Source organism: Patulibacter ginsengiterrae (assembly GCF_056269115.1).
In genome coordinates this window covers 689,313-710,388 of sequence record NZ_JBWDOG010000001.1, presented here as the reverse complement: position 1 = coordinate 710,388, position 21,076 = coordinate 689,313, and the positions used below count along the sequence as shown (strand labels likewise).

At 74.0% G+C, this 21,076-nt stretch carries 20 protein-coding genes; 12 read left to right on the top strand and 8 right to left on the bottom strand.

Annotated elements, in window-relative coordinates; translation table 11 throughout:
• Nucleotides 1-3: 3 nt before the first annotated feature.
• From ACVUH9_RS03075 to ACVUH9_RS03045, 7 genes are all read left to right on the top strand, one after another.
• Nucleotides 4-1,017 carry an ABC transporter permease gene (locus ACVUH9_RS03075; RefSeq protein WP_475753828.1) on the top strand — a complete coding sequence of 338 codons (1,014 nt, stop codon included), beginning with the start codon at nucleotides 4-6 and terminating at the stop codon, nucleotides 1,015-1,017.
• Nucleotides 1,014-1,904 (top strand): ABC transporter permease, encoded by an 891-nt coding sequence (locus ACVUH9_RS03070; RefSeq protein ID WP_475753826.1) that lies wholly within the window; start codon nucleotides 1,014-1,016, stop codon nucleotides 1,902-1,904. The genes ACVUH9_RS03075 and ACVUH9_RS03070 overlap by 4 nt, the downstream gene beginning before the upstream one ends.
• Complete coding sequence (locus ACVUH9_RS03065) at nucleotides 1,901-2,908, top strand: dipeptidase (protein ID WP_475753824.1); 1,008 nt, start codon at nucleotides 1,901-1,903, stop codon at nucleotides 2,906-2,908. The genes ACVUH9_RS03070 and ACVUH9_RS03065 overlap by 4 nt, the downstream gene beginning before the upstream one ends.
• Nucleotides 2,905-3,690, top strand: a complete 786-nt coding sequence (locus tag ACVUH9_RS03060) for an IclR family transcriptional regulator (RefSeq protein ID WP_475753823.1) — start codon at nucleotides 2,905-2,907, stop codon at nucleotides 3,688-3,690. Before ACVUH9_RS03065 ends, ACVUH9_RS03060 begins: the two co-directional genes overlap by 4 nt.
• Nucleotides 3,691-3,859: 169 nt before the next feature.
• The gene (locus ACVUH9_RS03055) at nucleotides 3,860-4,309 is read left to right on the top strand and encodes an OsmC family peroxiredoxin (RefSeq protein ID WP_475753821.1); all 450 of its coding nucleotides are present in this window, start codon (nucleotides 3,860-3,862) and stop codon (nucleotides 4,307-4,309) included.
• Entirely contained in the window at nucleotides 4,306-5,523 is a 1,218-nt protein-coding gene (locus tag ACVUH9_RS03050) for a cysteine desulfurase-like protein (protein WP_475753820.1), read from the top strand. Before ACVUH9_RS03055 ends, ACVUH9_RS03050 begins: the two co-directional genes overlap by 4 nt.
• A 42-nt stretch (nucleotides 5,524-5,565) precedes the next feature.
• On the top strand, nucleotides 5,566-6,261 hold the full coding sequence (locus tag ACVUH9_RS03045) for an OsmC family peroxiredoxin (protein ID WP_475753818.1): 696 nt from the start codon (nucleotides 5,566-5,568) through the stop codon (nucleotides 6,259-6,261).
• 526 nt (nucleotides 6,262-6,787) lie between these two features.
• Here the strand turns inward: ACVUH9_RS03045 and ACVUH9_RS03040 are convergent.
• The 5 genes from ACVUH9_RS03040 to ACVUH9_RS03020 form a co-directional block, all read right to left on the bottom strand.
• Complete coding sequence (locus ACVUH9_RS03040) at nucleotides 6,788-7,573, bottom strand: cyclase family protein (RefSeq protein WP_475753816.1); 786 nt, start codon at nucleotides 7,571-7,573, stop codon at nucleotides 6,788-6,790.
• Nucleotides 7,574-7,676: 103 nt separating this feature from the next.
• A complete protein-coding gene (locus tag ACVUH9_RS03035) occupies nucleotides 7,677-9,404 on the bottom strand; it encodes a thiamine pyrophosphate-binding protein (protein ID WP_475753814.1) in 1,728 nt (575 codons plus the stop codon).
• A gap of 118 nt (nucleotides 9,405-9,522) precedes the next feature.
• A complete protein-coding gene (locus ACVUH9_RS03030; RefSeq protein WP_475753812.1) occupies nucleotides 9,523-10,767 on the bottom strand; it encodes a 3-hydroxyacyl-CoA dehydrogenase in 1,245 nt (414 codons plus the stop codon).
• A gap of 46 nt (nucleotides 10,768-10,813) precedes the next feature.
• On the bottom strand, nucleotides 10,814-12,448 hold the full coding sequence (locus ACVUH9_RS03025) for an AMP-binding protein (protein WP_475753810.1): 1,635 nt from the start codon (nucleotides 12,446-12,448) through the stop codon (nucleotides 10,814-10,816).
• Entirely contained in the window at nucleotides 12,445-13,707 is a 1,263-nt protein-coding gene (locus tag ACVUH9_RS03020) for a thiolase family protein (protein WP_475753808.1), read from the bottom strand. Before ACVUH9_RS03020 ends, ACVUH9_RS03025 begins: the two co-directional genes overlap by 4 nt.
• Before the next feature lie 71 nt (nucleotides 13,708-13,778).
• On the opposite strand from ACVUH9_RS03020, the gene ACVUH9_RS03015 reads away from it, so the two are divergent.
• From ACVUH9_RS03015 to ACVUH9_RS02995, 5 genes are read left to right on the top strand one after another with little or no spacing between them, the layout of a single operon-like run.
• On the top strand, nucleotides 13,779-14,534 hold the full coding sequence (locus ACVUH9_RS03015) for an SDR family NAD(P)-dependent oxidoreductase (RefSeq protein WP_475753806.1): 756 nt from the start codon (nucleotides 13,779-13,781) through the stop codon (nucleotides 14,532-14,534).
• Nucleotides 14,531-15,364 (top strand): enoyl-CoA hydratase family protein, encoded by an 834-nt coding sequence (locus ACVUH9_RS03010; RefSeq protein ID WP_475753804.1) that lies wholly within the window; start codon nucleotides 14,531-14,533, stop codon nucleotides 15,362-15,364. The genes ACVUH9_RS03015 and ACVUH9_RS03010 overlap by 4 nt, the downstream gene beginning before the upstream one ends.
• A gap of 1 nt (nucleotide 15,365) precedes the next feature.
• Complete coding sequence (locus ACVUH9_RS03005) at nucleotides 15,366-15,779, top strand: RidA family protein (protein ID WP_475753802.1); 414 nt, start codon at nucleotides 15,366-15,368, stop codon at nucleotides 15,777-15,779.
• A complete protein-coding gene (locus ACVUH9_RS03000; RefSeq protein WP_475753800.1) occupies nucleotides 15,776-16,954 on the top strand; it encodes an acyl-CoA dehydrogenase family protein in 1,179 nt (392 codons plus the stop codon). Before ACVUH9_RS03005 ends, ACVUH9_RS03000 begins: the two co-directional genes overlap by 4 nt.
• Nucleotides 16,951-19,299, top strand: coding sequence for a bifunctional salicylyl-CoA 5-hydroxylase/oxidoreductase (locus ACVUH9_RS02995; RefSeq protein ID WP_475753798.1), 2,349 nt, complete (start codon nucleotides 16,951-16,953; stop codon nucleotides 19,297-19,299). Before ACVUH9_RS03000 ends, ACVUH9_RS02995 begins: the two co-directional genes overlap by 4 nt.
• 76 nt (nucleotides 19,300-19,375) lie before the next feature.
• On the opposite strand, the gene ACVUH9_RS02990 is transcribed toward ACVUH9_RS02995, so the two are convergent.
• The 3 genes from ACVUH9_RS02990 to ACVUH9_RS02980 all read right to left on the bottom strand — a co-directional run bounded on the left by ACVUH9_RS02990 (nucleotide 19,376) and on the right by ACVUH9_RS02980 (nucleotide 21,012).
• Complete coding sequence (locus ACVUH9_RS02990) at nucleotides 19,376-20,188, bottom strand: PaaX family transcriptional regulator (RefSeq protein ID WP_475753796.1); 813 nt, start codon at nucleotides 20,186-20,188, stop codon at nucleotides 19,376-19,378.
• A 157-nt stretch (nucleotides 20,189-20,345) separates the two neighbouring features.
• Nucleotides 20,346-20,765: a PIN domain-containing protein gene (locus ACVUH9_RS02985; RefSeq protein ID WP_475753794.1), complete on the bottom strand. Its 420-nt coding sequence runs from the start codon at nucleotides 20,763-20,765 to the stop codon at nucleotides 20,346-20,348.
• Nucleotides 20,758-21,012 (bottom strand): type II toxin-antitoxin system Phd/YefM family antitoxin, encoded by a 255-nt coding sequence (locus tag ACVUH9_RS02980; protein ID WP_475753792.1) that lies wholly within the window; start codon nucleotides 21,010-21,012, stop codon nucleotides 20,758-20,760. The genes ACVUH9_RS02985 and ACVUH9_RS02980 overlap by 8 nt, the downstream gene beginning before the upstream one ends.
• Between the last annotated feature and the right edge of the window lie 64 nt (nucleotides 21,013-21,076).

The following is a 21,076-nucleotide window of genomic DNA, read 5'->3' as shown; positions in this document are numbered from 1 at the left end:
CCGATGCTCGCCTTCACCGCCCGCCGGGTCCTGCTGCTGATCCCGGTCCTGTTCGTCGTGACGCTGATCACGTTCTTCCTGTCCCACGTCGTCCCGGGTGATCCGGCGCGGCTGGTGGCGGGGATCAACGCGCCGCAGGCGCAGGTCGAGCGCCTGCGCCACGAGCTGGGCCTCGATCAGTCGATCGTGCAGCAGTACCAGTCCTACATGGGCAACCTCGCGCAGGGCGACCTCGGGGTCGCGCTGTCGAACGGCGAGCCGGTGGCCGACAACCTCGACCAGGCCTTCCCGGCCACGTTGGAGTTGGCCCTCGTCGCGCTGGCGATCTCGATCCTCGCGGGCGTTCCGCTGGGGGTCGTGGCCGCCGCGCGACGGGGTCGCGGTGCCGATCACCTCAGTCGGCTGGTCGCGATCCTCGGGGTCGCGCTGCCGGTCTTCGTGATCGGGATCGTGCTGCTCCTGATCTTCTACTACAAGCTCGGCCTGTTCCCGAGCGGGGGCCGGGTGAGCACCGACGTCGTCGCCGCCCACCCGTTGCCCCAGGTGACCGGGCTGATCACCGTCGACGCGCTGCTCGCCGGCAACCTCCCGGTCTTCTTCGACGCGCTCTGGCATCTCGCGCTGCCGGCGTTCGCACTGGCCCTGGCGACGGTCGCCCGGGTGGTGCGGACGACCCGCACGAGCATGGTCGAGGTGCTGCGCGAGCCGTACATCGCGACCGCCCGCGCCAAGGGCGTGCCCGAGCGCCGGGTGATCTGGCGCCACGCGCTGCGGAACGCGCTGATCCCCGTCGCGACGATCGTCGGGATCTCGTTCGGCTACCTGCTCGGCGGCGCGCTGCTGGTCGAGCAGATCTTCGACTGGCCCGGCCTCGGCAGCTACGCGCTGAACGCGATCCGTCAGCTCGACTACAACTCGATCCAGGGCATCACCCTGATCGCGACGCTGGCCTTCGTGCTGGTGAACCTCGCGGTCGACCTGCTCTACGCCCGCCTCGATCCAAGGATCCGACTGTGATCAAGAAGCTGCTCCGGAGGCCGCTGTTCGCCGCCTCCCTGGCCGTGATCGCGGTGCTCGTGCTACTGGCGATCGCCCCGTCGCTGTTCGCCCCGCACGACCCGCTCGCGCAGAGCCTGACCGACCGTCTGAAGGGGCCGAGCTGGTCGCACCCGTTCGGCACCGACGAGTTCGGCCGCGACGTGCTCAGCCGCGTCATCTACGGCACCCGGATCTCGCTCCTGATGGGCGTGATCGTGGTCGTGCTCGGGACCCTGATCGGCGGGCTGCTCGGGGCGATCGCCGGCTACCGCGGAGGCCGGGTCGACGAGCTGCTGATGCGGTTCACCGACGTCTTCTTCGCGTTCCCGCCGATGCTGCTGCCGATGATGGTGGTCGTCGTCCTCCAGCCGAGCCTGGTCAACACCGCGATCGCCCTGGTGATCACGTGGTGGCCGGCCTACGCGCGGCTGGTTCGCGGCCAGGTGCTGTCGGTCAAGCAGCTCGGCTACGTCGAGAGCGCCCGCGTGCTCGGCGTCAGCCCGTGGCGGCTGCTGCGGCGCCACATCCTGCCCAACTCGATCTCGCCGGTGATCGTGATGGCGACGATGGACGTCGGCTTCGCGATCCTGACCGCGGCCGGCCTCGGCTTCCTCGGGCTCGGGGCGCAGCCGCCGACCGCCGAGTGGGGCGCGATGACCAGCGCCGGCCTCGGCACGATGCTGACCGCCTGGTGGGCCCCGATGTTCCCGGGCCTGGCGATCGCGATCGTGGTGCTCGTCTTCAACCTGCTCGGCGACGAGCTGCAGACGGCGATCGATCCCCGCGGCGAGGCGCCGCGGGCGGTCCGCCGGCGCCGCTGGCAGTGGCGCCGGCCCCGCGCCGCGGCCGCGGCGGAGTCGTCGTGAGGCTCGCCGACGCCCACGTCGACCTGCTCTCCGAGCTGCACCACCGCAGCGCGGAGGAGCAGCCGTTCGCCCGCCACTGGTTGCCGCAGCTGCGGGCCGGTGGCGTCGCGCTGCAGGTCTGCCCGACCTTCGCGTCGGACCGCGCGCTGCTGCCCGAGCTGGCGCTGCGGCGGACGCTCGAGCAGATCGAGGAGCTGCGGCGGGCCGCGCGGGAGTCGCCCGACGACGTGGTGCGGGTGCGGACGCAGGCCGATCTCGCTGCGGTCCGGGAGGGCCGCCGGATCGGCCTGCTGCTGGCGCTCGAGGGCGCCGAGGCGTTCGGCGCCGACGCCGGCCTGGTCGGGCCGCTGTGGGAGCTGGGCGTACGGATGGTCGGCCTGACCTGGAACCACCGCAACGCCTTCGCCGACGGTGCCGCCGAGCGCTCCGACGGCGGGCTCAGCCGGCGCGGCGTCGAGCTGGTCGAGCGGCTGTTCGAGCACCGGATCGCGCTCGACCTCGCGCACGCCTCGCCGCGGACCTTCGCGCAGGTGCTGGAGCGGGCCGAGGGCCGGCCGGTGCTGGTCAGCCACGCCGCCTGCCGCGGCGTCTTCGACCACGAGCGGAACCTGTCCGACGTCCAATTGGAGACACTGGCCGACGCCGGTGGGATGCTGTGCCTGATGGCGCTGCCGTTCACGATCGATCCGGCGGCGCCCACGATCGAGCGGCTGGTCGACCACGTCGACCACGCGGTCTCCGTGATGGGGATCGAGCACGTCGGCCTCGGGGGCGACTTCATGCACCAGCTGATGCTGGCGACCGGCCACCGGCCGCCGCCCGGGATGGGCCTGCCGAGCGACCCGGACGCGGCCACGATCCGGGGCCTGCGCGGGCCCCAGGACTACGGAGCGCTGGTCGCGGCGCTGGAGGATCGCGGCTACGCGGGATCGCGGCTGGCCGCGATCACGTCCGAGAACCTGTTCGCGCTGGTCGCGCGGACCCTGCCGGAGGAAGCACCGTGAGCAGCTCGATCAAGTCGGCTGAGCGGACGCTCGACGTCCTGCAACTGCTGTCGTCGAGCTTGCGCCCCGTGCCGACGATGGCGATCGCCCGCCGCTGCGGGATCCCCAAGAGCAGCACCCATCACCTGCTGAACGTGATGCGGGACCGCGGCTGGGTCATCTACTACGAGGGCGATCGCGGCTGGGGGCTGGGCGCGCTGGCCTTCGAGATGGGCTCGGCCTACCTCCGCAGCCAGCCGGTCCAGCGGCTCGCCCACCCGGTGCTTCAGGAGCTGACGGCGGCGACCGGCGAGACCAGCCACCTCGCAGCGCTGCACGGCGAGGAGGTCCTCTACCTGGACCAGGAGCAGGATCGGGGCTCGTCGCTGCCGCAGGTGGCGGCGGTCGGGGTCCGGCTGCCGGCCCACCTGACGGCGGTCGGCCGAGCGATGCTGGCCTGGCTCTCGGCCCAGCAGGTGCGGGCGCTGTACGTCCGGCCGGTGCTGGTGCGGCGGACCGAGCTGGGGCCGGTGACGGTCTCGCGGCTGCTCGACGAGCTGGGGGAGGTGCGCGTCTCCGGCTACGCGATCGAGGTCGGCCTGACGACCACCGGCGTCGGCAGCATCGCCGCCGCGGCGCTCTCGCACGAGGGCCATCCGACGGCGGCGATCGGGGTCACGTTCGCCGCCAAGCGCTACGACGAGGAGGCCCGGCTGGCGTTGGCGGCCGAGGTCTGCGGGGCCGCGCGGCGGCTGTCGGACGCGATGGGCGTGCGCCGCCGCGATCTGGTCGCGGCGGTCTGAGCGCGGGGGCCTCGAGGCCCCTGCCGTACGGCGGTCGACGGTGTCTTCGGAACCGCGGTCCAACCGACGAGACGGAACCGGCAGCGAGGCCGCGAGTGGCGCTTGACCTAGAGGCAAGCCTTAGGCAAGCTCGAACGGCAAGCGACGAAACCAGGATCACGGGGACCACATGGGAATCAAGATCACACGTAAGGCGGGCGCGGTCTGGAAGGGCTCGGTCGAGGAGGGCGAAGGTCGTCTGAGCCTCGGCAGCGGCACCTTCGAGGGGCCATACTCGCTGCGCTCGCGGGTCGAGGACGTGCCGCAGTCCAACCCCGAGGAACTGATCGGGGCCGCGCACGCCGGCTGCTTCACGATGTCGCTGTCGAACCTGCTGAGCGAGGCCGGCCACCCGCCGGTCGAGCTGAACACGACGGCCAAGGTCCGGATGGAGCAGAAGGAGACCGGCTTCACGATCACCTGGATCGAGCTGCGGACGGTCGGCCAGGTCGACGGCATCGACGCCGCGACCTTCGCCAAGCTGGCGCAGGAGGCCAAGGACACGTGCCCCGTCTCCCGCGCGCTCGCCGGCGTCGAGGAGATCGTGCTCGTGGCCGAGCTGGCCGAGGCCACGGCGTGAGCGCCGGCGGCGCCGGCCCGACCGGTGGGGTCGGCACGGTCGACTTCGACGTGACGGCCGTGCGCCGCCGCTTCTCGTCGCTCGATCGCGGATTCAGCTTCCTCGACGCGCCCGGCGGCTCGCAGGTCCCCGACGAGGTCGGCGAGGCGATGGCCGCGGCGCTCCGCGACGCGAGCGGCAACCTCGGGGCCCCGTACGCCACCGGCGACCGGGTCGCGGCGATCCTCGACGAGGCCCGCGCCGCCGCCGGCCGCCTGCTCGGCGCTCCGGCCGGCGAGGTCTCGTTCGGGACCAACATGACGACGCTCAACTTCGCGCTCTCGCGGGCCGCCGGTCGCGACCTCCGCGCCGGCGACGAGATCCTCGTCACCCGCCTCGACCACGACGCCAACGTCGCCCCCTGGCTCGAGCTGGCGGCCGACCGCGACGTCGTCGTCCGGACCGTCGACGTCCACCCGGGCTCGCTCACGCTCGACCTCGACGACCTCCGCGGCAAGCTCAGCGAGCGGACCCGGATCGTCGCGTTCCCGTGGGCGTCGAACGCCGTCGGCACGGTCGTCGACGCGGCGGCCGTCTGTCGCCTGGCCCACGATGCCGGGGCGATCGCCTGGGTCGACGCGGTCCACTACGCGGCCCACGCGCCGCTCCAGGCCGAGGCGATCGGGGCCGACGTGATGGTCTGCTCGCCGTACAAGTTCTGCGGCCCGCACCTCGGCCTGGCCTACGTCCGCCGCTCCGTCGCCGAGAGCTGGCGCCCGTACAAGACCCGTCCGGGCGCGACCGAGCCGTGTGCCCGGCGGTTCGAGACCGGGACCCCGCCGTTCGAGCTGCTGGCCGGCCTGATCGCCAGCGAGCGCTACCTGGCGGAGACCGGCGCGCTGACGGCGGCCGCTGCCCACGAGCACGAGCTCGGCGAGCGGCTGCTGGCGGGGCTCCCGGAGCAGGTCACGGTCTACGGCGCGCAGACGATGGCCGGGCGGGTCCCGACCTTCCTGCTCAACGTCGCGGGCGTGTCCGCGCGCGAGGTCGCCACGACGATGGCCGAGCGCGGCTACGGCGTCTGGCACCACGACCACTACTACTCGCTCGGCCTGGTCGATCGGCTGGACTACCCGGAGGAGGCGGTCCGGCTCGGCTTCGCCCACTACAACACGCGTGACGAGGTCGACGGCTTCCTCGACGAGCTCGGTCGGCTGGTCGCGGCCCGCCGCTAGCCGGCTCGCGAGACCGCGGAAACGATCATCTAGGCTGGGACGATGGCCACGCAACGCGTCAGCAGCTCGCTGATCGACAAGACCCTCGGGGGCCTCAGCGAGCGGCTGAAGGAGCTGCGCGTGAAGCGGGGTCTCCGGCTCTCCGACGTGGCCGCGATGACGGGCTTCTCCGAGGCGTACCTGTACCGGGTCGAGGAGGGCGAGCGCTCGCCGTCGCTGGCCGCGCTGCTGCGGTTGGCGGAGGCCCACGGGGTCGCCCCGGGGGAGTTGCTGGACGGCGCGCCCGAGCCGGCCCGAGTCGCCTCGCACGAGGCGATGGCCGTGTGGGAGGGGACCGAGCGCGAGGGCGAGGGCCGGATGTGGACGACCGCCTCGGCCGTCGCCCGCTTCAACCGTGAGAGCCGCGTCGACGCGGACGGTGCGCCGGCCGGGATGACCAGCCCCGAGCAGGGGATCGGGATGGCCCTGGCCGGCTGCTTCTCGATGTCGCTGGCGCAGCAGCTGACCGCTGCGGGCTTCGACCCCCAGCGGATCGAGACCCGCGCCGACGTCAAGCTCGGCGTCTCCTCGCAGGGGATCGCCGTCCAGTCGATCGAGCTGAAGACGACCGCCAGCGTGCCGGAGATCACGACCGCGCGGCTCGAGGACCTGGCCCAGCACACCCGCAAGACCTGCGTGATCGCGCGGGCGCTGGCGGCGGTCCAGGTCGTGCTCGAGGTCGAGCACACGCCGTCGTAGGGCGGGGCGGCCGCAGTGGCGGACACGCCCGGGCGCGGCCGCAATGCCGGGGTCGAGCGCACGCCGTCGTGGGGCGGGGGCGGCCGCAGCGGCGGACACGCCGTCGTAGGGCGGGGCGAAGTGACCCCACCGCGGGATACGGCGGGTGGGGTTGGGTCAGGAAGCGTCGGTCTCCCGGAGCGGGGTCAGAATGCGTCGCCTGGCGGGGCGAAATGACCCCGGGCTTCGGGGGCCGGGGCGAAATGACCCCACCGTGGGGTACGGCGGGTGGGGTTGGGTCAGGATGCGTCGGTCTCTCGGAGCGGGGTCAGGATGCGTCGCCTGGCGGGGCGAGATGACCCCGGGCTTCGGGGGCCGGGGCGAAATGACCCCGCCTCGCCGCCGGCCGGGGGCGAGGCGCTGCCGCGGCCCGCGCCTGGCCTCCCGCCGCCCTGCTCGTTTCGGCCCGCACCGCACCGCACCGCGCCGCACCGCGCCGCCCCGGCCCGCGCCCGCCCTCCCCGCCCCGCCCGCCGCGCGCTCCTCCTCAGCCCCGCGGCACGAAGGCCAGCACGCGCGCCGGGCTGCCGGTGCCGTCGACGAGCTTCAGCGGGGCGACGACGATCACCGCGCCGGTCGGCGGCAGCGCGGCGAGGTTGGCCAGCTGGGTGACGCCGTAGCGACCCGCCCCGAGCAGGAAGGCGTGGGCCGGGAACGGCGGATCGAAGCCGCCGGCGGCACCGGCGTCGGTGCCGACGGTCTCGACGCCGAAGCCGACGACCCCGGGGTGCTCGGCCAGCCAGCGCGCGGCGGCGGCGTCCGGACCGGGGGTGACCGGCCCTTCGGGACCGGCGTTGAGGAACGCGGCCTCGTCGTCGGCGCGCGCGTCCCAGCCGGTCCGCAGCAGGACCCAGGCCCCGTTGGGGATCGTGCCGTGCTCGGCTTCGAACGCCTCGAGGTCGGCGACGGTCAGCAGGTAGCCGGGATCGGCGGCGACCTCGGCCGACTTGTCGATCACGATCGCGGGGCCGGTCAGCCGCGAGCCGGGCACGGAGGCGACGTCCTCGCCGTCCTTGCCACTGATCCAGTGGATCGGGGCGTCGAAGTGGGTGCCGGTGTGCTCGCCGAGCTCCAGCACGTCCCAGGCCCAGGCGGGACCGGCGTCGTCGTAGCGGCTGATCCGCTTGCGCGAGAGGTGCGGCGTGTTGGCGAACGGCGGGGGCAGGACCAGGACGGGGGTCCGCTCGCTGAGGGGCTGGGTGAGGTCGACGACCTCGACCGCGCCGCTGCCGAGGTCGGCGATCAGCTGGGTCAGGCTCGTGGGGGTCGACATCGTCGTACTCGCTTCGGTTGGTGGAATCGGACGGGTGGAGCGTGGTGCGGGACGATCGGGCCCGACGGCCGATCGTCCCGGGAAACGGGTGGGCGTCGGGCGCCTAGCCGGCCTTGAACGCCTCTTCGAGCCAGGCGGCGCAGACGTTCGGGTCGACCTTCGCGTCGACCACCAGCGGGCCGCTGCCGTCGCGGACCCAGTCGGTCACCGGGGCGAGGTCGGCGACCGAGCGGACGGTCAGCGCGGTCGTCCCCGAGGCCCGCGCGATCGCGGCGAGGTCGACGTCCGGGAAGCAGGCGAGCGAGACGTCCTCGCCGAGCGTCCGGAAGTGGTGGACCTCGGCCCCGTAGGCGGCGTCGTCGTAGATCACGACGAGCAGCCGCAGGCCGAGCCGGGCGGCGGTCTCCAGCTCGGGCAGGGCGAGGAAGGTGCCGCCGTCGCCGAGCGCGGCGACGGTGATCCGGTCCGGTCGCGCGACCGCGGCCCCGATCGCGCACGAGAGGCCGAGCCCGACGGCCTGGAAGGCGTTGGGGAAGACCCACGAGCGGGCGTCGGGGACGTCGAGGTACATCGACGGGTAGCCGAGGAAGTGGCCCGAGTCGACGGCCACGGTCCGCTCGGCGGGGAGCAGCTCGTGGAGCGCGAGGCTGAGGGTCCGCGGGTCGATCCAGCGCTCGCTGGCCTGGTCCTCGTAGGGCAGCTCGCGCCAGTGCTCGGCGGCGATCCGGCCGGCGATCGCGTCGGTCCGCCAGCCGGCGCCGGCCCGCTCGCCGTGGCTCCGGTCGAGCTCGGCGGCGATCGCGCGGGCGGCCTCGTGGACGTCGCCGACCACGCCGAGCGCGACCGCGCGGTGGGCGCCGATCGCGTCGGCCTCGAGGTCGACCTGGATCACCCGGGTGTCGGGACCGATCAGGCCGCCGTGGCGGGTCGTCCAGTGGTTGAGCCCGGCCCCGAAGGCGATGACGACGTCGGCCTGGGGCAGCAGCTCGGCGGCCAGGGGAGAGGAGAAGCCGCCGGAGATCCCGACCGAGAACGGTAGGCCGGTGAAGAGCCCGTGGGCGACGGCGGTGGTCGCGAGCAGCGCTCCGGTCCGGGCCCCGAGCGCCTCGAGCGCGTCGCGGGCGTCGGCGAGCACGGCACCGCGGCCGGCGATGATCGCGGGCCGCTCGGCGGAGGCGAGGATCCGGGCCGCCGCGGCGACAGCGGACGCCGCGGGAGCCGGGGCGTCCGGCAGCGGGATCGGCTGCGGTGCGTGCGGGACGAAGCGGGCGGGGACGGGCTCCGTCTGGGTGTCGATCGGGAGCATCAGGACGACCGGGCGGCGCTCGACCTCGGCCCGGCGGAGGGCGCGGGCGGCGTCCTCGGCGGCGGTCTCGACGCCGTGGATCCGCTCGGCGCAGGCGCCGACCGACTCGACCAGGCTGTGCTGGTCGATCCGGAAGTTCGAGCGCAGGGCGGCGGCGGGGGTCTCGCCGGAGAGCACGAGCAGCGGGGTCCGGCTCTTGGCCGCCTCGCCGAGGCCGGTCAGGGTGTTGGTCAGCCCCGGTCCCTGGTGGACGCTGACCACGCCGACCCGGCCGGTGACGCGGGCCCAGCCGTCGGCCATGCTGAGCGCGCCGCCCTCGTGGCGGGCAGCGTGGAAGGTCGCCCCGGCGGCGCAGAGCGCGTTGGTGACGACCATGTTGCCGCTGCCCATCAGGCCGAAGACGGTGTCGACCCCGAGCTCGGCGAGCAGCGTGCCGACGACGGTCGCCACCGACCGCTCGCCGGTCGCGGCGTCGGGGTTCCGCGCCTCGTCGTGGGCCCCGGACGGGGCGTTCGCCTCACTCATGCAGCTTCCTGTCCCGACCACGATTCGAACCTCATCAATCTACAAAGCATCACGCTGGTGTGCCGAATATTTTCGGCGGTGGCGGTCGGCTGCCGAGCCGGCCGCCGCCGGGGGCCGGTCACGCGTCGACCGTGGCGCGATCGGGCGTACGGTACGACAGGCCCGGGGCCGTCCGGTAGACGGGGTCGTCGTCGCGTTCCCCGAGCCGTTCGAGCAGGGCCACGATCCGCTCCTCGCCGAGCCAGCTCCGCCACCGCGAAGGACCGACCGGATGGCGCAGGCCGACCGTCATCGCGCGGTCGATCGTGACCGCGTCGGCGACCCCGTCGGCCACGGCGAAGGCGGCCTCGTTGACGAGCTGGGCGACGATCCGGGCCAGCGCCGCGTCGGGCGTGGCGATCGCCCCGGGGTCGGCGAGCAGCGCGTCGATCGCCGTCACCATCCGGACCGCCGCGGCCTCGGCGGCGCCGGCCGGATCGTCGCTGCGGCGCGGCGCCGTGTCCGGGCGGGGATAGGCGTAGAAGCCGTGGCGGGTCTTGCGCCCGAGCCGGCCCTCGGCGACCAGCCGCCGCTGGATCGGGCTCGGGGCCCAGCGGGGCTCGCGGTCGCCGCGCTCCCAGATCGATGTCGAGACCGCGAGGCTGACGTCGAGGCCGATCACGTCGATCAGGGCCAGCGGGCCGAGCGGGAAGCCGGCGGCGACGCAGGCGTCGTCGATCTGGGCGGCGCCGACGTCGCCCTCGCCGAGCACCCGCAGCGCCTCGAGGTAGAAGGGACGGGCGCAGCGGTTGACCACGAAGCCGGGGGCGTCGGCGGCGTCGATCACGGTCCGGCCGAGCGCGGTCGCGACGCCGCGGACGGCCGTGGCGACGGCGGGATCGACGCCGTCGGGCACGATCAGCTCGACCAGCTGCATCTCGACCGGCGGGTTGAAGAAGTGGAGGCCGACGACCCGGGCCGGATCGCGGAGCCCGGCGGCGATCTCGGCGATCGGGATCGACGAGGTGTTCGAGGCCAGCGCCGCGCGCGGGGCCGCGGCGGCGGCCGTCTCGAGCACCGCCTGCTTGACGGCGAGGATCTCCGGCACGGCCTCGATCACGACCGTCGCGGGAGCGATCCGGGCGACGTCGGTGGTGACGGCGACGCGGCGGCGGACGGCGATCGCGTCGTCGGTCGTGGTCCGGCCGCGGGCGACCCGCCGGGCGAGCTCGTCGTCGAGGCGGCGTCCCGCGGCCTCGGCGGCCTCCTCCTGGGCCTCGACCAGGACCACGTCGAGACCCTGGAGGGCCCCGAGCAGCGCGATCCCGGCGCCCATCGTGCCGCCGCCGAAGACGGCGATCGTGGTGGTCTCCGGAGCGGTCATGCGGTCCTCGTTCGGGGGTGGTGGAGGGGGAAGCCGGGGCGCGGGCTCATCCGGCGGCGACCCCGTCGCGCTCCTGCTCGCGCAGCCGGAAGCGCTGGACCTTGCCGGTCGCGGTCCGCGGCAGCTCCTCGACGAAGGCGATCCGGCGTGGGTACTTGTACGGCGCGATCACGGCCTTGACGTGGTCCTGCAGCGTCCGTACGAGCTGGTCGTCGCCGACGGTCCCGGGGGCGAGCACGACGAACGCCTTGGGCACGTGGCCGCGCTCGGGGTCGGGCGAGGCGACGACGGCGCACTCGGCGACGGTGGGGTGGGCGAGCAGCGCGGTCTCGACCTCGGGCCCGGAGATGTTGTACCCGGAGGAGACGATCATGTCGTCGCCGCGGGCCTGGAACCAGAAGTAGCCGTCCTCGTCGACCAGGTAGGCGTCGCCGGTCACGTTCCAGCCGTCGATCACGTACTCGGCCTGGCGCGGATCGTCGAGGTAGCGGCAGCCGGTCGGACCGCGGACCGCGAGCCGGCCGACGTGGCCCGCCGGCAGCGGCCGCATCGCGTCGTCGACGACCATCGCCTCGTAGCCGGGGACCGGCCGGCCGGTCGCCCCGGGGCGGATCTCGTCCTGCGGCGAGGAGATGAAGATGTGGAGCATCTCGGTCGCGCCGATCCCGTCGACCAGCCGGCGCCCGGTCCGCTCGAACCAGGCGTCGGAGGTCGCGAGCGCAAGCGGCTCGCCGGCAGCGACGCAGGTCCGGAGCGAGGCGAGGTCGGCGTCCTCGGCCTCCCGCAGCAGCGAGCGGTAGGCGGTCGGGGCGGTGAAGACGGTGGTGATCCCGTGCTCGCGGATCGCGTCGAGCAGCGCCCGCGGACCGGGCCGCTCGATCGGCACCGTCGAGGCTCCGAAGCGGAGCGGGAACAGGACCAGGCCGCCGAGCCCGAAGGTGAACGCGATCGGCGGAGTCCCGGTGAAGACGTCGTCGGGCTGGGGATCGATGATCTGGCGCGCGAAGCTGTCGCAGACGGCGAGCAGGTCGCGGTGGTCGTGCACGCAGCCCTTCGGCTGGCCGGTGGTCCCGGAGGTGAACGCGATCAACGCCGGATCGTCGGCGGCGGTGTCGACGGCGGCGAACGTGACGGGCTTGTCGGCGATCCGCTGCTCCAGCTCGCCGCCGGGACCGAAGCTGAGCACGTGGGCGAGGTCGGGCTGGGTCTCGCGGGCGACCTCGAGCTCCTCCACGAGCCGGGCGTCGGTCAGCGCGTGCGTGATCCGGGCCTTCTCGATCACCTTGACCAGCTCGGGGGCCCGCAGCATCGGCATCGTCGCGACGACGATCCCGCCGGCCTTGAGCACGGCGAACCAGCAGGCGATCTGCTCGGCGCTGTTGGGCGCGCGCAGCAGCACCCGGTTGCCCGGGATCAGCCCGAGGTCGTCGCGGAGGACCGCGGCGATCCGGTTCGAGCGCTCGACCAGGTACCGGTAGCTCCAGACGCCGTCGGGGGCGTGCACGCAGGGGCGCTCGGGGCCGCGGGCCGCCGTCTCGTCGAGCAGCGCCACCGCCGCGTTGAGGCGGGCCGGGTAGTCGAGCTCGGGGAGGCTGCGGGTGAACGTCGGCCAGGCCGAGGTCGGCGGCAGCGCTCCGCGGACGAAGTCGTCGGTATGGCCGCTGGTCTCCAACACGTTCATCGTCCCTGATCGCCTTCCGTCGCCGGCCGGCGACTCCGTTCTCCTGCCGACCCCGTGGCCTGCGTGTTCTCGAGCACCACGGCCAGCCCCTGACCGACGCCGATGCAGAGCGTCGCCAGCCCCCAGCGGACGTCCTCCCGCCGCATCGCGTGGGCGAGCGAGCCGACGATCCGCGCGCCGGAGCTGCCGAGCGGGTGCCCGAGCGCGATCGCCCCGCCGTTGCGGTTGACGCGGTCCTCGTCGAGCCCCAGCTCGCGGATGCAGGCGAGCGACTGGGCGGCGAACGCCTCGTTGAGCTCGACCAGGCCGAGGTCGTCGATGGTGATCCCCGCGCGCTCGAGCGCCCGCCGGGTCGCGGGGACCGGTCCGATCCCCATGTAGGCGGGGTCGACCCCGGCGACGCCGACGCCGGCGATCCGGGCCAGCGGCGACCAGCCGCAGCGCACGACCGCGGGGGTCGAGGCGATCAGCAGCGCGGAGGCGCCGTCGTTGAGCGTCGACGAGTTCCCGGCGGTCACCGTGCCGCCCTCGCGGAAGGCGGGCTTCAGGCGGGCGAGGCGCTCGCCGTCGGTGTCGGCGCGCGGTCCCTCGTCGCGGTCGACGACGGTCGTCGCGCCACGTCGGCCCGGGACCGTGACGGGGACGACCTCGTCGGCCCAGCGGCCCGCGTCCCACGCGGCCACGGCCTGCTCGTGCGAACGGAGCGCGAAGCGGTCCTGGTCCTCGCGGGAGACGGCGTGGCGCTCGGCGACGTTCTCGGCGGTCTCGCCCATCGACTCGAGCGAGGCGACCGAGGCCATCCGCGGGTTGACGAAGCGCCAGCCGATCGCGGTGTCGACCAGCTCGAGCGGGCCGCGGGCGAACGCGCGGTCGGGCTTGAGGCCGGCCAGCGGCGCCCGCGTCATCGACTCGACGCCGCCGGCGATCAGGACGTCGGCGTCGCCGCAGCGGGCGGCGCGGCTGGCGCCGATCACGGCCTCCATCCCCGAGCCGCAGAGGCGGTTGATCGTGGCGCCGGGGGTCTCGTGCGGGAGGCCGGCCAGCAGCGCGGCCATCCGGGCGACGTTGCGGTTGTCCTCGCCGGCGCCGTTGGTGCACCCGAGCAGGACGTCGTCGATCGTCGTCGGGTCGACGCCGGTGCGCTCGACGAGGGCCCGCAGCGCGGTCGCCGCGAGGTCGTCGGGGCGGACGGGCGCGAGCGCACCGCCGTAGCGGCCGATCGGCGTGCGAACGGCATCGATGATCCAGGAATCCGCCATCGGCATAAAACATGACACAGCTGCGAGGTGATGTGTAGATTGTTCTCGATGAGCTCTCCGGAAGACCCCCGATGACCCGGCTCGTGGTCGTCACCGGCGCGGCCGGCGGCGTCGGCCGGGCCTGCGTCGAGCGGTTCCTCGCGGCCGGCGACCGGGTCGTCGCGCTCGGCCGGACCGCGGCCCCGCTCGAAGGCCTGGCGTACGCGCTCGACGGCCCCGCCGGCCTGACGACGCGGGTCTGCGACGTGACCGACGAGGCCGCCGTGGGGGAGGCGTTCGCTGCGCTCGACGCGACCCCCGACGTGCTCGTCAACAACGCCGGAATCGCCGAGAGCGCCCCGGTCGCCCGGACCACGCTCGCCGGCTGGCAGCGGCAGCTCGACGTCAACGCGACCGGGCCGTTCCTCTGCACCCGGGCCGTGATCGACGGGGTCCGCCGTCGCGGCAGCGGGGCGATCGTGACGGTCGCCTCGACCGCCGGCCGCGTCGGCGCGCCCTACACCGCCGCCTACACGGCGTCGAAGCACGCCGCCGTCGGGCTGATGCGGGTGGCGGCGGCCGAGCTGGCCGGCACCGGCGCGACCGCCAACGCGGTCTGCCCGACCTTCGTCGACACCCCGATGACCGACCGTTCGGTCGCCGGGATCGTCGCCGTTACCGGCCGCGACGCCGACACCGCGCGCCGGGCCCTGAGCGACAGCAGCCCGCTGGGACGCCTGCTCGACGTCGACGAGGTCGCCGCGGCGGTGGCCTACCTGGCGTCGCCCGCGGCGACCGCGATCAACGGACAGACCCTGACCCTCGATGGAGGAGCAACGACCTCATGACCACGATTCCCTTTCGCGGATCGGTGCCGCTGACCGAGCGTTGGCAGCACTTCGACCTGACCGTCGAGGACGGCGTGGCCACGGTCACGCTCAACCGCCCCGACAAGCTCAACGCGCTGACCTTCGAGGCCTACGCCGACCTCCGCGAGCTCGCGGCCGAGCTGCCGCGGCGCGGTGACGTACGGGTGCTGGTGCTGCGGGGAGAGGGCCGCGGCTTCTGCTCCGGGGGCGACGTCGAGGAGATCATCGGCGAGCTGCGGAAGTTCTCCTCGACCGAGCTGCTGGCCTTCACCCGGATGACCGGAGCGGCGGTCCGCGGCCTCCGCGAGCTGCCGATCCCGGTGATCGCCTCGATCCACGGCGTCGCCGCCGGCGCGGGCACCGTGCTCGCGCTGGCCAGCGACTTCCGGATCCTCGGCAGCTCGGCGAGCTTCGCGTTCCTCTTCACCCGGGTCGGCCTGGCCGGCGCCGACATGGGCGCCGCCTACCTGCTGCCGCGGCTGATCGGCCTCGGCCGGGCGACCGAGCTGCTGACGCTCGGCGACCGGATCGGCGCCCAGCGGGCCTACGAGATCGGGCTCGCGACCGAGGTCGTCGAGGACGACCAGCTGGGGGAGCGGACGACCGCGCTCGCCCGCCGGCTGGCCGACGGCCCGGCCCACGCCTTCGGCGTCACCAAGAGCCTGCTGGTGCGCGAGCAGGACACCGACCTGGCCGGGGCGATCGAGCTCGAGGCCCAGGCCCAGGCGCTGCTGATGCGGTCCGACGACCACCACGAGTTCTACGACGCCTGGACCGAGAAGCGCAAGCCCGAATGGAAGGGACGCTGAGATGCCGAACGAGATCGTCGTCGCCCCCGAGCTGTCGGCTCCGGTCGGCTACGCCCACGCCGTCGTCGCCGGCCCCGGCCGAACCGTCTACCTCGGCGGCCAGACCGCGCTGAACCGCGAGAACGAGATCGTCGGGGTGACGATGGTCGAGCAGTTCGACGTCGCCGCCGCCAACGTGATCGCCGCGCTGGCCGCCGCCGGTGGACGCCCGGAGGATCTGGTCTCGATGCAGATCTTCGTCACCGATGTCGCCGACTACCGGGCCCAGCTGCCGGCCCTGGGGAAGGCCTGGAAGCGCCACTTCGGCCGCCACTACCCGGCGACCGGCCTCTTCGGCGTGACCCGGCTGTTCGACGACGCCGCGCGGATCGAGCTGATGGCGGTCGCCGTCGTGCCGGCGGAGGAGCGGGCATGAGCGTCGACCTGCCGATCCTCGACGCGCACCTGAGCGACGACCAGCGCGCGCTGCTGGCCGACTGCCACCGGCTCGCCCGGGAGCAGCTCGGCCCGGTCGCCGATGCCGGCCCCGAGGGCCGCGTCAACCCCGAGCTGCTGCGGGCGATCGCCGCCAGCGGCCTGTTCGGCCGGCTCTACGCGCAGAACGACGACGGCGGCTGGCGCGGCGCGGTCTCCGCGCTCGACCTCTGCCTGATCCGCGAGGGCCTCGCCCGCGGCAGCAGCGAGGCGGAGACCGCCTTCGCCGTCCAGGGCCTCGGCTCGTTCCCGCTGCTGCAGTCGGGGACCCCGGAGGCGATCGAGCGGTTCGTGCCCGGCCTCGCCGCCGGCGAGTACGCGGCCGGCTTCGCGCTCAGCGAGCCCGATGCCGGAACCGACGTCGCCGCACTCAGCCTGAAGGCGGAGCCCGACGGCGACGGCTTCCGCCTCAGCGGCGAGAAGATCTGGATCTCGAACGCGCCCGACGCGGGCGTCTACTCGGTCTTCGCCCGCACCACCGAGGGCGCCGGAGCCCGCGGCCTGACGGCCTTCGTGGTGCCCGGGGACAGCCCCGGCCTGCGCGGCGAGTCGCTCGAGCTGGTCGCCCCGCACCCGGTCGGCCGGCTGGTCTTCGAGGACGTCTTCGTCCCGCGCGAGCACGTGCTCGGCGAGGTCGACCGCGGCTTCGCGGTCGCGATGCGGACGCTCGACCTGTTCCGGCCGAGCGTCGGCGCGTTCGCGATCGGGATGGCGCGGGCGGCGCTCGACGAGGCCGTGAGCTACGCCCGCGAGCGGCAGGTCTTCGGCAAGCCGCTGCGCGAGTTCCAGGCGGTCTCGCACCGCCACGCCGACATCGCCGCGCGGGTCCAGGGCGCACGCCTGCTGGTCCACCACGCGGCGAAGGCCTACGACCAGGGCGTGCGGCCGGTGACCCAGGCGGCGGCGATGGCGAAGCTGGTTGCGACCGAGACCGCCCAGGAGGCGGTCGACGCGGCGATCCAGACGCTCGGGGCCCGCGGGCTCCAGCGCGGCCACCGGCTCGAGCACCTGTACCGGGAGGTGCGGGCGCCGCGGATCTACGAGGGCGCCTCGGAGATCCAGCGGGAGATCATCGCGCGCGGACTGTTCGCGCCGGACGAGGAGGGACAGCGATGAGGATCGCGATCTGCGGTGGCGGACCGGGCGGGCTCTACGCGGCGATCCTGCTGCGCAAGCTCGGCCACGACGTCCACGTCTGGGAGCGCAACGCGCCCGACGACACCTTCGGCTTCGGCGTCGTCTTCAGCGACGAGACGATGACCGCGTTCCAGGTCTCGGACGGGCCGAGCTTCGACCGGATCGTCGAGCAGTTCGTCCACTGGTCCGATATCGACGTCCACTACCGCGGCGAGCACCTCCGCTCCGGCGGCCACGGCTTCTCCGCGCTCAGCCGCAAGACGCTGCTGCGGCTGCTCCAGGAGCGGGCGCTGGAGCTGGGGGCGACGGTCGAGTTCTCGACCCTGCACCCGCCGGTCGCGGAGCTGCGTGAGGCCTACGACCTGGTGATCGCGGCCGACGGGGTCAACAGCCAGATCCGCGCCGGCGCCGCCGAGACCTTCGGGACCGGCCTCGATCCGCGCCGCTGCAAGTACATGTGGCTCGGCACCGACCTGGTCTTCGACGCCTTCACCTTCCACATCGTCGAGACCGAGTTCGGGGTTCTCCAGATCCACGGCTACCCGTTCGACGGCGGCCAGAGCACCTTCATCGTCGAGACCGACGAGGAGACCTGGCGGCGGGCCGGCTTCGCGGCGTCGGCGGACGTCGCGCTGCCGCCGGGGACGAGCGACGAGGCCAGCGTCCAGCGCTGCCGCGAGCTGTTCGCCCCGATCCTCGGCGACCACCAGCTGTTCGCCAACAACTCGAAGTGGCTCGAGTTCACGACGGTCTCCAACGCCCGCTGGAACGACGGCAACGTCGTCCTGCTCGGCGACGCCGCGCACACCGCGCACTTCTCGATCGGCTCCGGCACGAAGCTGGCGATGGAGGACGCGATCTCGCTGGCGTGGGCGATCCACGACCACGGCGCCGACGACATCGAGGCGACCCTCTCCGCCTACGAGGCCGAGCGGCGCCCGGTCGTCGAGAGCACCCAACGGGCGGCCCAGGCGAGCCTCGAGTGGTTCGAGGACATCAGCCGCTACGTCGGCCAGCCGCCGCGCCAGTTCGCCTTCAACCTGCTGACCCGCAGCCGCCGGATCACCTACGACAACCTCCAGCTGCGCGACGCCTCGTTCACGGCGACGGTCGACGACGAGTTCGTCGGGCGCGACGCGAGGGCGGCCACGGACGGCACGACGCCGCCGATGTTCCTGCCCTACAAGCTGCGCGACCTCGAGCTGGAGAACCGGGTCGTGGTCGCGCCGATGGACATGTACTCGGCGGTCGACGGGACGGTCGGGGACTTCCACCTCGTGCACCTCGGCAGCCGCGGGATCGGCGGTGCCGGACTCGTGATGAGCGAGATGGTCTGCGTCTCCGCCGAGGGGCGGATCACCCCGGGCTGCGCCGGCCTCTACCGCGACGAGCATGTCGACGGCTGGCGGCGGATCGTCGACTTCGTGCACGGCCACGGCCGCGCGCGGATCGGCGTCCAGCTCGGCCACAGCGGCCGCAAGGGCTCGACCAAGCTCGCCTGGGAGGGCTCCGACGCGCCGCTCGACGAGGACAACTGGCGGATCGTGGCGCCGTCGCCGCTGGCCTGGGCGGAGGGCAACCAGGTCCCGGCCGAGATCGACCGGGCGGAGATGGACGAGATCCGCGAGCAGTTCGTCGCGGCCACCCGGCGTGCGATCGCGGCCGGCTTCGACCTGCTCGAGGTCCACTTCGCCCACGGCTACCTGCTGTCGTCGTTCCTCTCGCCGCTGACCAACCGGCGGACCGACGAGTACGGCGGCGACCTCGCTGCGCGAGCCCGCTTCCCGCTGGAGGTGCTCGACGCCTGCCGCGCAGCCTGGCCGGCGGAGAAGCCGCTGTCGGTCCGGATCTCGGCCACCGACTGGGCGCCGGGCGGCTTCGACGGCGACGACGCGGTCGCGCTGGCGGAGCTGCTGCAGCAGCACGACGTCGATATCGTGCACGTGTCGACCGGCCAGGTCTGGGCCGAGCAGCGGCCGGAGTACGGGCGCAGCTACCAGACCCCGTTCGCGGACCGGATCCGCCACGAGGTCGGGATCCCCACGATCGCGGTCGGGGCGATCTCGAGCGCCGAGGACGTCAACACCGCGATCCTCGCCGGCCGCGCCGACCTCTGCGCGATCGGCCGTCCGCACCTCTACGACCCGTACTGGACGCTGCACGCCCAGGCCAACCAGGGCTACCGCGGCGACCCGTGGATCCCCCAGTACCAGTCGGGACGCCGCAAGCCGAACGACGGCAGCCTGGCCGACAAGGGCGCCCCGCGCCGGTTCGACGAGGTCGAGGTCGACGCGGCAGGTTGGCGCCCGGTGATCGCCCGCTGAGCCGGGATCACCGTCCTCGGGTCGCCTCGCGGCCCGGGGATCGGTGACAGCGGGCTCGACGGTCCGGCCCGGGCCCTCAGTCCCGCTCGACGAGCGCCGCGAAGTGCCGCGCGGCGCTCGGCTCGAGCCCGGTGTAGACGCCGTCGAAGACCTCGACGGCCCGGGTCCGCTGGGCGAAGGTCTCCGGCGCGAGGCTGGCGGGCAGCTCCGGATCGAGCGAGGGGAAGGCGCGGAACTCGTCGATCATCCGCGTCCGGGTCACGAACGCGGCACGGTCGTCGAGCTGCTCGCGGGCCGCCGGGTCGTCGAGGCCGGCGTAGCGCTCGACGAAGCCGGCGTAGGCCTCGCCGACCCGCTCCAGGTTCCAGGCGGTGGCGATCAGCGCGGCCGGTTCGAGGTCCCGCGAGAGGCGGCCGCTGAAGACCGACGCGAAGGCGCCGATCTCGAGCCGGTCGAGCAGCCGCAGGACCTCGGGCTCGCGGTCGCTGGCGGCGACCCAGACCCCGTCCTGGAGCGAGCCGAAGCCGAGGAACCGCAGCTGCGCGGCCAGCCGCGTGCGCTCGAGCCGGCGGTCCTCCGGCAGACCGTGCCAGAGGAAGGTCCAGACGTCGCCGCGGGCGACGGTCCGCCCGAAGCTGAAGATCCGCCGATCGCCGTCGGCGAGCAGCTCCTGCGCCGAGGGGCTGAGCGAGTAGGAGACGAAGCGGCCGTCGCGGTGGCGCTCCAGCAGCCCGCGCGTGGCGAGCCGGGCGAGGGCCGCCCGCGAGGCCTCGATCGAGAACCCGAACTCGCGGAGGACCTCGACCATCGCACCCGACCAGGTCCGCTGCTGGGGCCGGCGGACGTAGGCCCCGAGGATCGTGAGCGCGAGGTCTTGTGGTTGCAGCACGGGCGTCGTCGCTAGCGGCCGGTGGCAGGATCGAGGGGGAGGTGGACGTCGCGGCGGGGGAGACCGGCGGTCCGTGGCGCGGGGGTGGGCGGTGCGGAGACCCCTGGTGGATACGCCATAGGCCACAGGCTACAGCGGTTCCCAGCAGAGGAAGGGATCAGGCCGGCGCGGGGACGGCGACGACGACGAGGCCGTCGAGCCGGTCGAAGTCCTCGGGGTTGCGGGTGTAGATCGGCAGTCCGGAGGCGAGCGCGGTGGCCGCGATCAGCAGGTCGACGGCCCGGCGGCCGCGGGCCTTGCGCCCGGCGGCGAGCACCGAGGCGTAGATCCGTCCGTAGGCGCGGGCGGCGTCGGCGTCGAAGGGGAGCGGGTCGAAGGTGGCCTCGGCCCGTTGCAGGCGGTCCTGTCGGCGGGCGCGTTCGATGGGGTCGTTCGTCGCGTGGGGGCCGGCCGCGAGCTCGGCCATCGTCAGCGACGCGATCGCCAGCTCGTCGGGAAGGTGGCCGGGGGCGATCCGCTCGAGGTCGATCACGACCGAGGTGTCGAGCAGCCCGCGGACCGGCGGCCGGTCAGGCACGCGGGGCAGGGTCCTGGTCGATCGCCGCGTCGACATCGTCGCGGAACCGCTGCGGGTCGACCGGCGGTGCGCTGGCGAAGGCGGCGAGCGCGGTCCGGGCATCGACGAAGCGGCGCGGGCGGGCGGGCGTGAGCTGGCCCACGGTGACGCCGTTGCGGGTGACGACGAAGCTCTCGCCCCGGTCCAGTGCGCGCATCACCTCGCCGCTCTCGTTGCGCAGCTCGCGTTGGGTGATGCGCCGCTCCATCGAACGAGCGTAGCACCGGTGCTACGGTGGGGCAAGGTGCGAGTGGGGACCGACTCCGGGCGTA

What these genes read in the sequence shown, in the direction of transcription:
- ACVUH9_RS03030 (WP_475753812.1), bottom strand. Translation starts at nt 10,767, where the DNA reads ATGACCGCTCCGGAGACCACCACGATCGCCGTCTTCGGCGGCGGCACG.
- ACVUH9_RS03010 (WP_475753804.1), top strand. Translation starts at nt 14,531, where the DNA reads ATGACCACGATTCCCTTTCGCGGATCGGTGCCGCTGACCGAGCGTTGG.
- ACVUH9_RS03045 (WP_475753818.1), top strand. Translation starts at nt 5,566, where the DNA reads ATGGCCACGCAACGCGTCAGCAGCTCGCTGATCGACAAGACCCTCGGG.
- ACVUH9_RS03075 (WP_475753828.1), top strand. Translation starts at nt 4, where the DNA reads ATGCTCGCCTTCACCGCCCGCCGGGTCCTGCTGCTGATCCCGGTCCTG.
- ACVUH9_RS03015 (WP_475753806.1), top strand. Translation starts at nt 13,779, where the DNA reads ATGACCCGGCTCGTGGTCGTCACCGGCGCGGCCGGCGGCGTCGGCCGG.
- ACVUH9_RS03055 (WP_475753821.1), top strand. Translation starts at nt 3,860, where the DNA reads ATGGGAATCAAGATCACACGTAAGGCGGGCGCGGTCTGGAAGGGCTCG.
- ACVUH9_RS02980 (WP_475753792.1), bottom strand. Translation starts at nt 21,012, where the DNA reads ATGGAGCGGCGCATCACCCAACGCGAGCTGCGCAACGAGAGCGGCGAG.
- ACVUH9_RS03020 (WP_475753808.1), bottom strand. Translation starts at nt 13,707, where the DNA reads ATGGCGGATTCCTGGATCATCGATGCCGTTCGCACGCCGATCGGCCGC.
- ACVUH9_RS03005 (WP_475753802.1), top strand. Translation starts at nt 15,366, where the DNA reads ATGCCGAACGAGATCGTCGTCGCCCCCGAGCTGTCGGCTCCGGTCGGC.
- ACVUH9_RS03025 (WP_475753810.1), bottom strand. Translation starts at nt 12,448, where the DNA reads ATGAACGTGTTGGAGACCAGCGGCCATACCGACGACTTCGTCCGCGGA.
- ACVUH9_RS03040 (WP_475753816.1), bottom strand. Translation starts at nt 7,573, where the DNA reads ATGTCGACCCCCACGAGCCTGACCCAGCTGATCGCCGACCTCGGCAGC.
- ACVUH9_RS02995 (WP_475753798.1), top strand. Translation starts at nt 16,951, where the DNA reads ATGAGGATCGCGATCTGCGGTGGCGGACCGGGCGGGCTCTACGCGGCG.
- ACVUH9_RS03035 (WP_475753814.1), bottom strand. Translation starts at nt 9,404, where the DNA reads ATGAGTGAGGCGAACGCCCCGTCCGGGGCCCACGACGAGGCGCGGAAC.
- ACVUH9_RS03000 (WP_475753800.1), top strand. Translation starts at nt 15,776, where the DNA reads ATGAGCGTCGACCTGCCGATCCTCGACGCGCACCTGAGCGACGACCAG.